The 14,624-nt window shown below is 57.3% G+C and carries 10 protein-coding genes; 2 read left to right on the forward strand and 8 right to left on the reverse strand.

What is annotated here, in order from left to right; translation table 11 throughout:
- Positions 1 to 206: 206 nt before the first annotated feature.
- On the forward strand, positions 207 to 917 hold the full coding sequence (locus tag NNL35_RS21960; RefSeq protein ID WP_040730586.1) for a Crp/Fnr family transcriptional regulator: 711 nt from the start codon (positions 207 to 209) through the stop codon (positions 915 to 917).
- A gap of 609 nt (positions 918 to 1,526) precedes the next feature.
- Here the strand turns inward: NNL35_RS21960 and NNL35_RS21965 are convergent.
- From NNL35_RS21965 to nirB, 3 genes are read right to left on the reverse strand one after another with little or no spacing between them, the layout of a single operon-like run.
- Positions 1,527 to 2,309 carry a formate/nitrite transporter family protein gene (locus NNL35_RS21965; protein WP_006675971.1) on the reverse strand — a complete coding sequence of 261 codons (783 nt, stop codon included), beginning with the start codon at positions 2,307 to 2,309 and terminating at the stop codon, positions 1,527 to 1,529.
- A gap of 41 nt (positions 2,310 to 2,350) precedes the next feature.
- A complete protein-coding gene (nirD, locus tag NNL35_RS21970; protein ID WP_006675970.1) occupies positions 2,351 to 2,701 on the reverse strand; it encodes a nitrite reductase small subunit NirD in 351 nt (116 codons plus the stop codon).
- Positions 2,702 to 2,720: 19 nt separating this feature from the next.
- Positions 2,721 to 5,144 (reverse strand): nitrite reductase large subunit NirB, encoded by a 2,424-nt coding sequence (nirB, locus tag NNL35_RS21975; RefSeq protein ID WP_006675969.1) that lies wholly within the window; start codon positions 5,142 to 5,144, stop codon positions 2,721 to 2,723.
- Positions 5,145 to 5,609: 465 nt separating this feature from the next.
- Here nirB and NNL35_RS21980 point away from each other — a divergent pair, with 465 nt between their 5' ends.
- Positions 5,610 to 8,765, forward strand: a complete 3,156-nt coding sequence (locus tag NNL35_RS21980; RefSeq protein ID WP_006675968.1) for an alpha-amylase family protein — start codon at positions 5,610 to 5,612, stop codon at positions 8,763 to 8,765.
- A 94-nt stretch (positions 8,766 to 8,859) separates the two neighbouring features.
- Here the strand turns inward: NNL35_RS21980 and NNL35_RS21985 are convergent, their stop codons facing one another.
- The 5 genes from NNL35_RS21985 to NNL35_RS22005 all read right to left on the reverse strand — a co-directional run bounded on the left by NNL35_RS21985 (position 8,860) and on the right by NNL35_RS22005 (position 14,475).
- Complete coding sequence (locus NNL35_RS21985; RefSeq protein ID WP_006675967.1) at positions 8,860 to 9,600, reverse strand: hypothetical protein; 741 nt, start codon at positions 9,598 to 9,600, stop codon at positions 8,860 to 8,862.
- 155 nt (positions 9,601 to 9,755) lie between these two features.
- Positions 9,756 to 11,696 carry an ABC transporter permease gene (locus NNL35_RS21990; RefSeq protein ID WP_006675966.1) on the reverse strand — a complete coding sequence of 647 codons (1,941 nt, stop codon included), beginning with the start codon at positions 11,694 to 11,696 and terminating at the stop codon, positions 9,756 to 9,758.
- Complete coding sequence (locus NNL35_RS21995) at positions 11,668 to 12,447, reverse strand: ABC transporter ATP-binding protein (protein WP_006675965.1); 780 nt, start codon at positions 12,445 to 12,447, stop codon at positions 11,668 to 11,670. The genes NNL35_RS21990 and NNL35_RS21995 overlap by 29 nt, the downstream gene beginning before the upstream one ends.
- Positions 12,448 to 12,712: 265 nt before the next feature.
- Positions 12,713 to 13,768, reverse strand: coding sequence for a sensor histidine kinase (locus tag NNL35_RS22000; RefSeq protein WP_006675964.1), 1,056 nt, complete (start codon positions 13,766 to 13,768; stop codon positions 12,713 to 12,715).
- Positions 13,765 to 14,475, reverse strand: a complete 711-nt coding sequence (locus NNL35_RS22005; RefSeq protein WP_006675963.1) for a response regulator transcription factor — start codon at positions 14,473 to 14,475, stop codon at positions 13,765 to 13,767. The genes NNL35_RS22000 and NNL35_RS22005 overlap by 4 nt, the downstream gene beginning before the upstream one ends.
- Positions 14,476 to 14,624: the final 149 nt, after the last annotated feature.

Consider the following 14,624-nt stretch of genomic DNA (forward strand, 5'->3'; position numbering starts at 1 on the left):
TTTACAGCCCGTCCAGACTTTGTGACACTCGTCACAATCTGTCGCTAATTTGTAAAAAATTTAAACATTTCTAAATTGACAATACTCGCAGGAACGTACATGATAGTAGTATCAAAGGATTTAGTGAAACATGTCACATGATATATCATAAAACCCAATAAATAACATTTGGAAATAGACAATTGGAGGCGAATGGAGTGGCCAACATGATGGAACAACTCGGCGAACACTGCAACTTATCGTGTTTTTCGGAGCAGAACCGACAGCGGCTGTTGGAGATTGCGAAGGATCGGACCTACCCCGAGAACTCGCATCTATTCTGGGAAGGCGACGTGTCCGATAAGCTCTTCATTCTCAAGAGCGGCCGCGTCAAAATAACGAAATCGACGGATGAAGGCAAGGAATTGATTCTCTATATGTATCAAGCCGGAGACATGATCGGGCAGGTGGACCCGTTCAACAGCACGAAGCACAGCTTCACGGCGGAAGTGATCGAGGAAGCCGAGCTCGGCCTGATCGATCAGAAGGATATTGAGATTTTAATCTGCCAATACTGCGATTTTTCGATCGACTTCATGAAATGGATGGGGATCCACCATCGTCTGACGCAGACAAAATTCCGCGATCTGATGATGTACGGCAAGCCGGGCGCGCTGTGCTCGACGCTGATCCGCCTGTCCAACACGTACGGAGAGGAGCTGGACGACGGCGGCGTGCTTATTAACAAGAAGATTACGCACACCGATTTGTCGAATATGATTGGGGCTACCCGCGAGAGCGTGAACCGGATGCTGAGCGATCTCCGCAAGAAGGGCGTGCTCGAATACGAGAGCGGCATGATTGTCATCCGCGAGCTGGATCATCTCCGGGACGTCTGCCGGTGTGAAATGTGTCCGAAGGAGATCTGCCGCATCTAGTCATTCGATTATGACGGCCCCTCCTTTCCCCCATCCAATATCGAAGCCAGCAGCTTGATGCCGCTGGCTTTTTTGCATGTTCTGTCTCGCCCCAGTTGTAATCCGCACTTGCCCAGTTGTAATCTGCATTTGCGCAGTTGGCACTTGCTCAGTTGCAATCCGTACTTGCCCAGTTGGCACTTGCTTAGTTGTAATCCGCATTTGCTAAGTCGCACCCAATTCCTGCAATTATACATCAATTTTCTCCACTTTAGCTTATTTTCGCAAAAATTCCTGCCCCAGTGCATCATTTTGTCCCAATTTATCTCTTACTCCTCGCGATATCATTAAATTGATGTACTTCTGCAGGAATTCCAGCCCGGGTTTGAAGCAACGATCCGAATACTGCATTTTTGCAGCATTTTAGAACAATTCCAGCGGAAAGAGGAGTCCGAAGGCAGAACAACACGTTCAAAGCAGGGGATAAAAGCTCGATGATATAGTAAAAAGCCCAAAGCTGGAGATTGCTCCCGCTTCAGGCTCTCTTGATTCATGTACTTTCATTATGTGCTCTTGATGTACTGCTGATGGACTGACACGATGCAGAGATGTGCCGCGCCGCACAGGGAATTATGACCGTTTCCGCACCGGGCTGATGAACCAATAAGCCATGCCTACGAAAATAGCGCCGCCGACGATATTGCCCAGCGTCACGGGAATCATGTTATGCAGCCATCCTGCCATCGTCACCGTCTCTGGATGCTGGGGCAGCAGCAATGCCGTCGTCAGCAGCGACATATTGGCCACGCTGTGCTCAAATCCGGTGGCGATGAAGGCATACAGCATCCACCAGATCAATACCAGCTTGGCGATCTCTTCCTTGGCGCGCATCGCCGTCCAGATCGCCAGACAGACGAGCCAGTTGCACAGAATGCCGCGGAAGAAGAGCTGATCGATCGGCAGCTTCATCTTCGTGGCCGCCGCCGTGAACAGCAGATGATCGGCCGGCGCGGCGCCGAACACGCCCGATCCTCGAATGAGCAGACTGAACAGAACCGCGCCGAGCAGATTGCCGAGGAAGACAATGCCCCAGTTCGCCCACGTCGTCCGCCAAGGCGTCCTTCCCGACAAGGAGCTTACGGTGAACAGCATATTGTTCCCCGTGAACAGCTCGGAGCCGGCGAATATGACCAGGGTGAGGGCAATGCCGAAAGACATGCCCATCACCAGCGGCACGGCAGGAGAGCCAGCCGCCTTGAAGCTCCCCCCGACCGTAAAAATAAGCATAATGCCGAAGCCGACATAGGCGCCTGCCAGCATCGCCGACACGATATAACGCAGCAGCCCTGATTGCATCAGCTTCTTCTTCGCCTCTACCGCTTCATTGACGGCTTCCAGGGATCCCTTGAACATCGCGTCTCCTCTCCTCTCTATCCTGCTAACGGATCTTTTGCCTATATGCTGCCGTCACGGCCTGCCCCGCCTGCCGCAATCATTACAATGCCGTTCTCCGCCTTGATCGGATAGGTCTTTACCTGCCCGGAGTCCGGGGCCTGCACGAGGCCGTCGCGAAGATCGATCTTCCAATCATACAGCGGATCGTACAAATAATGTCCCGATACGATTCCTTCGCTGAGCGGGCCTCCTTTCGGATGCGGGCTCCGATCCTCCAGCGCATACCATCCGTCTTCCGTCCGGAAGACTGCGACCGCGGCGCCGTTCATCCGCACGACGCGGCCCACTCGCGGCAAAAACTGCTCCATCTCCCCTACCGGCACAAACGCTCCATCCACTGATTTGGCCATGCTCGTCTCCTCCTCTCCGCTATTGCTCCAACGTAACGGCTTCGAACAGCTTGCTCCGCAAATCCGGCTGATCCAATACTTGCTTCCATGGATCTTCCGCCTGGGCGAGAGCGATGTCGATCCGTGCGACGAGCCGCTGGCGCTCTTCGCTGTCTTCCACCACGGTACGACGGATCGCATCCAGCCCGATTCGCTCTACCCATTCCGACGTCCGCTCCAAATAGTTGGCCGACTCGCGGTAATATTGAATGGCCGCCGCCGTCATCTCGACAAGCTCATCATCCGTCTTGACCTTGCACAGCAGATCCGCCAGCCGCGGCTTGATGCCGCCGTTGCCGCCGATATAGATCTCCCAGCCGCCGTCATTGCCGACGATGCCGATATCCTTCGTGCAGGATTCGGCGCAGTTGCGCGGACATCCGTTCACGGCCATTTTGAACTTGGCCGGGTAGTCGATCCGCTCGAACTTGCGCTCCAGCAGTGCGCCCATGGCCAGCGAATCCTGGGTGCCGAAGCGGCAGTATCTGGAGCCGACACAGGTTTTGACCGTGCGCAGCGATTTGGCGTAGGCATAGCCCGACGGCATATCGAGCGCCTCCCACACTTTCGGCACATCTTCTTTTTTGACGCCGATTAGATCGATCCGCTGTCCCCCCGTCATTTTGACGAGCTCCACATTATACTGAAGCGACACATCCGCAATTTTTTTCAATTCCTCCGGCGAGGTCATGCCGCCGTACATCCGCGGCACGACCGTGTAGGTGCCGTCCTTCTGAATATTGGCGTTCATCCGTTCGTTCACGAAGCGTGACGCTTTGTCGTCCCGGTAGCTCTCCGGCCAGATCATGCCGAGATAGTAGTTCAGCGCGGGACGGCATTTCGAACAGCCCTCCGGCTGCTTCCATTCCAGTGCCGCCATCACTTCGTGAACCGTATGGAGCCCCTGCTCCCGAATCGCGGCAACAATCTCGTCGCGCGAGTGCTCGGTGCAGCCGCAGATGCCTTGCTTGACGGCACCCGCTTCGAAGCCGTCGCCGAGAGCATGCTGGAGCAGCTGCTCCACCAGCGGCTTGCAGCCGCCGCAGGAGCGCGAAGCCCCGGTGCAGGCTTTGACTTCATCCAGCGTCGTGAGGCCGTTGTCCGCGATGGCGTCCAAAATCATCTTTTTGGTCACGCCATTGCAGCCGCAGACGATATCGTCATCCGCCAATTCGGCAGCCGCATTCGCCTTCGAGCCGCAGCAGCCTCCCGTACCCGTCAATTCCTGGTACAGCTCGTCGGTCATGGCCGCACCCTGCTTCACGAGGCGTTCCAGCTTGGCAGCATCATCCGTATCGCCGAACAGCACGGCGCCGACGATGATATTGTCCCGGAGCACGATTTTCCGGTACGTGCGCTTCCACCCGTCATGGAAGGTCAGGGTGGCGCATTCCGGCGTCTCCAGGAAGATGCCTGTCGAGAAGACGTCGACGCCGGACACTTTGAGCTTGGTCGAGCAGACCGAGCCTTCATACGGCTTCGTCTCCACGCCGGCGAGCGTCTTCGCCAGCACCGCGCCCTGCTCGAACAGCGGAGCGACGAGCCCGTAGCAGACGCGGCGATGCTCCGTGCACTCCCCGACGGCATAGACGTCTTCGGCGGAAGTCCGCAGCCAGTCGTCCACCACGATGCCCCGGTTCACGTCGAGGCCGCTCGCCTGACCGATCCCGACATTCGGGCGAATGCCGACCGCCATGACGACGAACTCCGCCTTCAATTCCGTCCCGTCGCTGAAGCGCAAGCCTTCCACGCGCTCGCCGCCCGTAATCTCCACCGTCTGCTTGCCGAGAGCGAACCGGATGCCCTGGCGCTCCAGCTCCTGCTCAAGCAGGCGCGCCGCGGTCAAATCCAGCTGGCGCTCCATCACATAGTCGGGCAGATGGACCACCGTCACGTCCATGCCCAGCTGAACCAGTCCCTTCGCCGCTTCCAGGCCGAGCAGGCCGCCGCCGATGACGGCTGCCGTCTTATACGTTCCCGCTGCGGCAATCATGCGATCGCAATCCTCGATGCTGCGGAAGCCGACGACGCCCTCCTTGTCCGCGCCGGGCACGGGCAGCCGGAACGGTGTCGATCCGGTCGCGATGATGACCCGATCATACGGCACCTCGCGGCCTTTATCGGTCAGGACGACGCGGCGTTCAGTGTCGATCCGCTCCCCCATCTCGCCCGCCAGCAGCGTAATGCCGGCCTCTTCATACCACGAATACGGATTCAATACGATGTCATCCAGCTTTTTGCTGCCCTCCAGCACGTAAGACAGCAGAATCCGGTTATAGTTGGGATGCGGTTCCTCCCCAATGACCGTAATGTCGTAACGGTCGGTCAGCTTCAACAGCTGCTCCACCGTATTGATGCCTGCCATGCCGTTGCCTACGACGACCAGCCGCCATTTTCGTTCCATGGTGGTCCCTCCTTCTCACAATCGAAAATCCTCACTCATCAATTGTTACTTTTTTCACATACATTTATATTTGTATTTTACCTCTAACTGGAAGCAAGGCGAGTGATTACGCGCACAGCAAATGTGTCGGTTTTTTGCGCGTTTGTTCACATTTGGCTTTGGCCGCTCCATACGCGTTCCGGGGCTTTTCCCGCTGCACTTGCCACAGTATTTCTGCCTTTATACTGTACTTGCCACTGCACTCACCACTACACTTCCTCTGAACCTGCCTCTCTCCCCCTCTCCCCGCCCGTTCACCATCTTTTGAACCTCCGCCCCAATCGTGAGACGGGAATTTCTTATAAAGACAGCCTTCCCGGCTTCCCCTATAATGAGAACAGCGTCAACTCAAGATGTTCAAGTGAAAAGATTGTTCAAAAAAATCAGCAGCGGCCTTTTGAACAGGCACTTAAAGGAGATACTGCAATGAAGACTTCTTATGTATGTCTATATGATCCAAGCTTCCCGTCCGCCAGCGATGCACTTCCTCCCGCCATGCGGGATCGCCTCGCCGCCGAATGGAAGATCGTACAAGCGGATCAGCTCGCCGAAGCGCTGGACGCGCAGCAGGGCGGCGTATTTATCAACCTGCACGCCCCATACTTTCCGAAGAACGCATGGGCGTCCATCGCCGCGTTCCTCGAACGGGGCGGACATCTGCTCAGCGCCGGCGGCTCCCCCTTCCGCATTCCCGTCTACCGCGACGGCAGCGGCTGGACGGCGGAGCCGGAACAGACGGCCTATCACCAGCGCCTTCGCATCCACGAGTGCATGCCGGTGCAGGCGGAACGGTTCGAACGCTTCGCCGCCAACGTGGAGCGCCCCTTGTTCGAGCAGGCGGCGCCGCTGTGGCCGGCCTCGCCGACCTGCAGCTTCGTGCTCTGGGTGACCCGGCACGACGACTGTCCCGGCGAGCACGGTTCCGCCGGCCCGATGGATGCCCACATCATTCCGCTCGTGACGGCGCTGGACCGCGATGGCCGGGAGGTCGGCGCGCCCGTCGTGCTGCTCGAGAACACGAAGGGCGAGTTCGCCGGCACCCGCTGGCTGTTCGTGAACCAGCCGCTGACAGCGGAGTTCCTGGAGCAGGCGGGAGCGGAGTCGCTCCTCGCCTGGGCCCGTTATTGCTCGTATGGCGTCAGCGATTGGTGGCTGAAGCCGGGCCTTGCCTGTTATGAGCCGGGCGAGCGCCCGAAGCTGACCCTGCAGACGCAGCTGCTGCCTGCGGCCCGGGCCAGCTACGGCGCTGGCGGACCGCTGGCCGCTTCGCGCCGAAGCGCGGCCGACGCCGCGGAAGTCGTCTGGCAGGCCAGCGTCGAGCTGACGGCGGACGACGGCGAAGTGCTGTGGCGCAGCGAGCTCGCCATCCGCTGCGGGCGGGAGCTGGAGCGGATGACCTTGAAGCCGGACACCGTGCTCGCTCCGGGCATGTACCGGGTGAATGCCCGGCTCGTGAGCGGCACGGGCGAGGTTCGCCTGCTGCGGCAGGGCTTCTGGTGCCGCGACGAAGAGCTGCTGCGGAGCGGCTCCTTCCTGAAGGCGGGCCGGGATTACTTCGAGCGCGACGGCGTTCCCGTTCCCATCGTCGGCATGACGTACATGTCGAGCGATGTGGCCCGCAAGTTCGTGTTCCTGCCAAATACGGCGGTATGGGATCGCGATATGGCCCAGATGAAGAAGGCCGGAATCAATCTGATCCGCACCGGCATCTGGACCGCCTACCGCCACATCATGTATGTGGACGGGCATCCGTCGGAGGATGTGCTGTGCGCCCTGGACGCCTTCTTCCTGACCGCGAAGAAGCACGGCATCGAAGTATGCTTCAACTTCTTCTCCTTCGCGCCGGAGCTGTGGGAAGGAACGAATCCGTACCTCGATCCGCGCAGCATCGAGGCGCAGAAGCGCTTTATCGGGGCAGTCGTCGAACGGCACCGCCACTCGTCGTTCGTCCACTGGGATCTGATCAACGAGCCGTCCCTCTTCGACCCGAAGCGGGTATTCGCCGGACCGCGCAGCGCGAAGGACAAGTATGAGATCGCGGCCTTCCGCGAATGGCTGCAGGAACGCTACGCCGGCGATATCCGCCTGCTGCAGGAGCGCTGGGGCATGACGCCGGAGCAGGTGCCGGGCTTCCACGCGATTGTGCCGCCGGAGCCGCAGGAGATTAACTTTGATGCCCAGGATATGATCAAGGAGAAAAAAGGAACGCGCTGGCTTGATTATTCACTGTTCACGATGGAGATGCTCAACCGGTGGGTGCAAGCGATGCGCGACACGATTTCGTTCCATCAGCCGGAGCAGCTCGTATGCGTCGGCCAGGATGAGGCGCTGGCGGCGCAGCGGCCAAGCCCGTTCTTCTATGAAGCGTCTGTGGACTATACGTCGAACCATTCGTGGTGGCTGTACGATCAGCTCATCTGGGACGGCGTGTTCACGAAAACGCCGTATAAGCCCAATCTCATTCAGGAGACGGGCATCATGTATGGCATGACGCCGGACGGCTTCGCCCTGCGGACGGAGGAGCAGCTGCGCAACATTTTGGAACGGAAATACGCCTATGCGTTTGCGACCGGCTGCGCCGGGGCGGTGCAATGGATCTGGAACACGAATTTCTATATGAACAATGTGAATGAATCCAATATCGGCGCGCTGCGCGCGGACGGCACGGAGAAGCCGGAGGCCGATGTCTCCTATGACTTCGGCGCATTCATGCAGGCGGCAGCCCCGCTCTTCCGGGATCGCGAGCTGGAGCCGATCGTCGTCATCTACCCGGAAGCGAACGATCTGTCTAACAGGCGAATGGCGGCCGAAGCGACGTCAACGGCGGCGCGCGTGCTGGCCTATGAGTTGAAGGTTCCGTTCCGGGCGATGGGAGAATACCAGCTGGAGGCGCTGGATGATATGCCGCCGCGTCTCATTATCGTGCCGTCTCCGCATCATATGACCGATGCGGCCCTCGATCGACTGCTCGCCTTCGTGGAGCGATCCGGCGCGACCCTGCTCATTACCGGCCCGATCGGCCGCAACGAATATTGGCAGGCGACCGCCCGGATGGACAGCCTGCTCGGTCCGCGGCGCCTCGGCAGCGTCGTGCGCGAGGAACGCTTCCTCCTCGCAGGACGGGAGATTCCGCTCTCGTTCGGCGGCCGCAAGATAAAGCAGGTGTTCAAAGAAACGAGTGCCGACGGCAGCCCGTCCGCGCTGGTGGAGCAGCCGATCGGACGCGGCAAGCTCCTCTGGGTCGGCCTCCCGGTCGAATGGAATGATCGGCATGCTGCCGTCGCGGAGGTGTACGCGCATGCCATGCAGATCGCATCCATTGAGCCTGATCTGCGCTGGGAGGAAGGCGGCAGCCGCCCGGGAGTGTACGGACGCTGCCTTACCTTCGCGCAGGGCCGTCTCTATCTGTTCGTATCCGAATCGGGGCAGGATGAGACTGTCCGCATCGTCCAGCCGGATAACGGAACAACATACGCTTTCAAGCTGGCCAGCGAACGCACCGTGATGTTCGCTGCCAATCGCCAGGGCGAGTTAATCGCCGTATACCGGCCTCGGGAAGTCGAGATCGAAGTCATCAAGTAACGGGAGCAGACAAGCTCCGGATTACGGCAACAAGCCCTTGCGGCGCAATCGTTGATTGCGTCGCAAGGGCTTGTCCCGTCTGTACCCCATTTATTTATGGTGTAATCTTGATTTCGATCTCATCATCAGGCTTCAGCTTGCGCTCGGTATCCTGATGATAATCCAGCTTCTTGTCGTTCAGCTTCAAGGTCAGAACCGCTTCAACCTCCGGTTCCTTCTCGCCGATGCGAAGGACATGTGTATGGTCCTCGTCCAGACTGATCTGCGCGAAGTTCTGAACCAGCTCCTGGAGCGTCAACTCCTCCGTCCAACGGACCAGATAGGAATTCGTAATATTCGGCGCGACCGTGCCTCCGTCGATGCGAAGCGTTACGCCGGGAGCCGCCACATGGTTCGTTCGGACCTCCAGCTTCTTGATGAAGACGCCGACGATATCGTCAGGCTTCAGCTTCTTATCCATCGCGAGCGGGAGCACGAATTCCTTCCCGTTCAGCAGCAGGCCCCATTCCATCTTCGGATCGAGGGCCACGTCGCCAACCGAGGCGATGGTGGAATTGTCCTCGGATACTTTGACGGTTCCGGATTGCTTCAGCGCGTCGACGAGCTTCATGGATGGCTGATAGCTGACAACGATGCGCTCCGACAAAGTTGGAACGAATGTGCCTCCGTCAATCGAGACGATGACTTCCTTCCCAGGAGGCTCCGCGTCTTCTTGCTCTCCCCTGTGGGAAACGCTTGATGCGCATGCTGAAGACACCAAAAAGAGAACGCCCAGCAGCAACAGTTCTAAGCCGAGCCAGCTGCCCCTCCTGAAGCTGAAATGATGTTTCCCCATTGCCGTCCACTCACTTTCCCGCCTTCAAGTTAAACGCATTCACTTGAGACACTCTGCCTCTATTATGCATGAAAGATGGCGAGAAAAAGTATCAATCCAGTAACAATAGCAACGAGGTTATCCATGATTCGACACGGATGGAAGATCGCGTCAAGCTAGACGACGGCCTCCTCCAAAATCTTGCCCATATAAGTGCGACGCGCCATCAAAAAATAGAGCGTCTGCATCAGAACGAACAAGCCAACCACCGTAACGCCGTATCCCATCACATTGATATTCATCAGATTGGTCAATGTCTTCATCGCGAACAGCGTATGGATGCTGCCAACGATGCATGGGGCGAAGAAGATGAGCCCCACCTGAAAGGTCACGACGCGGCGAATCTCCGCGACCGACAGACCGATGCGGGTCAGCGCCCGGAAATGAGCCTGGTCATCCTGCAGCTCCGTGAACAGCTTGAAGTAAATGACGCTGCCGCTCGCGATGAAGAACAGCAGACTGATGAACAAGCCGATGAACAGTCCGAGCGAGGAGGATTGCCGGGTATCGTTCCAATCCTCGGTCCGGCTGTAAATCTCGAATTCCGAAGCCGGATCCCGCATCTCCCGAATCCGTTCCATCAGGGGCATCGCATCCTCCCAATCGGTCCAGTTCATGACATACAACGTCTGCGCCTGATCCGCCGGCGCCTGCCGGTACACTCGTTCTAACAGGGCGTCAGGAACGACGAACAAACGGTAGCTGACGCTCCTCGTCAATACGATCTGGTTCGCATGCACCTCCTGAATCTCAAGCTGAAACGGCTTCGCTTGACCTTCGACTCGAACAGAAAGGCGCTCGCCTTCCCGCATATCCTCGGAGAAATTTGCATTAAGCAGCATATCGCGCTGATCGACCAGAATCCCTTTGCCTTGCTCAATCCGGACAGGGTCATACCCCAACTCTCCGGCAAGCCGATTATAGTCGGATTCCCCAACCAATGCCCCATAATACTCCAGCCTGCCCTCCTTCACCATCGCATCGACGACGCGGGCCTTGTCGGAGAAGGTGACGTGATGCTTCATTTGCTCCGCCAGCCGCTCGATGCGGTCCGGCGTGACCGGAGGTTGATCCGCCTTGCCCGCGGACATCGTCAATACGAACGGATTGTTGAGTCTGATTGAGATTCGCATCCCTTGATCGAAGGCGTATACGGTAGCGGTGGCGGTAAGGACGACGGCGCATAGAATCGACACGTTGAACAGCACACGGGCATTATCCTTCATTTTGAAGGCCGCTTGAGAGACATTCAGGAGATGAGTGCCCCGGTAATAGAACCGCTTATTTTTCTGCAGCCCCCGAATGATCGCCACGCTGAGCTGCGTGAATAAAAAATACGTGCCGAGCACAGTCAGCCCGATAATCGGCATCGCCGACAGAACGAACAGTCTAAAATCGGTCACATAAGCCAGACCGTACCCGCTCCCGAGCGTCAGCACCGACAGGAACACGAGGAACCAGGAAAACTTGGGGGGCGACTTCGGCTCCTTGTCCGCCCGGATCAAATGGATAATCTCGACCCGGCTCACATGGCGCAGCGAGAAGAGCGTAATGAAGGCGAACAGCAGCAGATAGCCGATGGATGTCAGCCCGATCGCAGACGGACTGATATAGAAGCTCAGCGGCTCGCTCACCCGCAACAGCCGGGACATCGCCATCAGGAACAGCTTCAGCAGCACCATGCCGCTTCCGATGCCTACGACGATCGCCATGATGGAGATCAGCATGTTTTCATAGAACACCAGCATGCGGAGCTGGCCTTTGGTCGAGCCGAACAAGGATAACAAGCCAAGCTCTTTTTGCCGGGATTTGAGAAAAGCGGAGCTCGAATACAGGATGAAAAAAAACGAGAACACCATGATGAGCACTTCGCATGCAATCATCAGCTGGCGCACATAGTCGCTTTCCTGTATTTTGCCGTTCGCCACCTCCGGATGGTAAATAATCGACGCGTACACGAAAAAGATCATGACGGCGAAGACGCAGCTGAGAAAATAAGCGCCGTACCGATGCCAACTGCCTTTAATATTATTGATAGCGAGCTGTCGGTACGTCATCGAATTGGCCCCCTAACAGACTGAGCGAGTCTAGTATGTGTTGGAAGAACGTCTGCCGGTTCGAGCCGCGGCGCAGCTCGGAAAAAATTTGTCCGTCCTTGATGAACAAAATCCGCTTGCAGTAGCTCGCTGCGAACGGATCATGCGTCACCATGAGAATGGTGCGGTTCTGGTTCTCATTCAGATCTTCGAGAGCGTTCATCACTTCCTTCGCCGCCTTCGAATCAAGATTCCCGGTCAGTTCGTCCGCCAGCAGCAGGGACGGCTGATGGATCACCGCGCGCGCAATGGCTGTCCGCTGCTTCTGCCCCCCCGAGACCTCGTACGTCCGCTTATCCAGAATCGGCTCGATGCCGAGCCAGCGAATCGTATCGGCGAGCCGCTGCTCAATATCGCGCGCCGAGATCTGATCCAGCGCCAGCGGCAAAATGATATTCTCCTTAATACTCAGCGTATCCAGCAAATTGAAATCCTGAAACACGAAGCCGAGCTCCCGGCGGCGGAAATGCGCCAGCTTCTTGTTGCTTAGCTTCGTCGGATCGGTTCCGTTAATCCAGAGCTTGCCGGAAGTCGGCTTATCTATCGTCGCGAGAATATTGAGCAGCGTCGTCTTCCCGCTCCCCGACGGGCCCATAATGCCCACGAATTCTCCCTCATCCACACGCAAATGAATGTCTTTGAGCGCCGTATACGTCATTCTTCCTTTGGTGCCATATACTTTGGACAGCTGCTCCGCTCTTAGAACCTCCATATTTCTATCCCCTTTCCAGTCATGCGGGCGAATACACTCATCCGTTCATTCGTTACTTTTCTTCAGTATAACCGTTTTCGGCCAGGCACGACATGGAATAGCCTTGCGCCAGCTTACAAACTTGTCACCTAAGGCAACCGGACGGCTGCCCGCGCCCGCAGCGCAACCAACATAAACAACACAAACAACGCATGTACGGCAGCCGGCTGCCATGCACGCGTTGCAAGCGGAGATTGGATGATGCGGGTGCATGTCCCGCCCCGGCTCATATGCGGTGGATGCCGTCGGAATGGAAGCCAAGGGTGAAGGTCGTGCCCGCATGCGGCTCCGATTCGACGCTTATCGTATGACCGAGCTTGCCGCACACCTGCTTGACCAGATACAGCCCCATCCCGGTGGCATCTCCTTCCCGGCGTCCATTCTCCCCGGTGAAGAAGGCATCGAAGATGCGCGGGATATCATGCGGCTCGATGCCGACCCCCTCATCCTGCACCCGGAGCTGCACGGCGCCGCCGGCCTGCTGAACCGTGAACTGGAGCGATTTGGCCCCTTCCTTATCCTTCATATATTTGATCGCGTTCGTGACCAGCTGGGTCAGAATGAACGCCAGCCATTTCTCATCGCTCTCGACCATCGTGTCGCCAGGCGTGACCTTCGGATAGATTTGGTAACGAATGAGTGCTTTTTTATTCTGATTGATGACCTGCCGGATGACATGCTGCAGCGACAGTCCCGTCACGTGCAGATCAAGGTCGAACTTCTCCATGCGGGCCGTATGCAGCATCATATCGAGGCCGCGCGCGAGCCGATCCGTCTCTTCCGCGATGCTGCGCAGCAGCTGCTCCGTCTCCTCCAGCGACAGCGGCTGTGGCGTCTGCTGCGAGATCAGATGCAGCACCGACACCGGCGTCTTCATATGATGAACCCATTGGTTCGTAAAATGAAGATGCTGCTCCCGGTTCTTCTGCATCGTCAGCAGATCGTCCATGTAGGCGCTGTACTGGCGGCTGATCAAGCCGTGAACCCGCTCCTGCTCCTGCGTCTCCGGATGCTGAAGACAGAGCGTGAAATCATTGCTGCTCGCATTCTCCTCCGCATTCTTCATCTCGCGGAACCAGCGCTTCTGCCGCGAATAGTCATAGATTAACCCAAGGAGGATGACGGCCCCGCCCAGCACGAATACGTAGGTCAGGCTCCCGCTGTACAGATAGCGCTGGCCGATTCCGAGATCCAGCCATACGACAAGCAGGGCGACGAATAAAGCGGCGAAGCAGGCGAGCACAAGGAGCAACCGATCCTTCACAAAGCGCCAAAAGGTCATGCCCAATCCCCGTCTTCCGTCCACGACGTCTGCAAGCGGTATCCCTGTCCGCGCATCGTCTCGATCGCCTTATGAATGCCAATCTCCTCCAGCTTCTTGCGCACGCGGGTCACATTCACGGTGAGCGTGTTATCGTCCACGAAGTCGACATCATCCCACAGCGTCTCCAGCAGCGTCTCCCGGGAGACGATATGACCGGCGCGCTCCATAAGCACAGCGAGCAGCAGCGCCTCATTCTTCGTCAGATCGACGCGGCTTCCCTTCCATTCCAGCGTATTCCGGGAGCGGTGCAGGCTCAAGCCATGCACGACCAGCTCCTCGCCGCCGTTGGTGGAAGCATACTCCCCGTATGTTCGGCGCAGGACGCCCTTGACCTTCGCCAGGAGCACATCAAGATGGAACGGCTTCGTGATGAAATCGTCGCCCCCGTTCTCAATCGCCATCACCTGGTCCATCTCTCCGGTACGCGCGGACACGAAAATAATCGGGGCATTGGTCACCATCCGGAACTGCCGGCACCAATAGAATCCGTCATAGGCCGGCAAATGAATATCGAGCAAAATCAAATCCGGGTTCACCGCAAGCAGCTCTTCCTTCAGCGCCTTGAAATCGGTGGCCCTCGTCACTTTGTAATCATATTTCTCCAGCGAAGATTGCAGAATGGAAGCAATCTTGTCATCATCTTCAACGATCATAATCCGATACATTCTCATCATCCCCCGACTCTATCTGCATACCGATGCATAGCATATTTTTCATCATATCACAAACCGTCCGCCGGACAAACCGCCGGATATTTTTACTGGATTCTGGAAAATGTTTGACGATTTGGTGAACGGCTTATATAATAGAAAAA

The sequence above is a fragment of the Paenibacillus dendritiformis genome, from assembly GCF_945605565.1.
Taxonomy (GTDB): Bacteria; Bacillota; Bacilli; order Paenibacillales; family Paenibacillaceae; genus Paenibacillus_B; species Paenibacillus_B dendritiformis_A.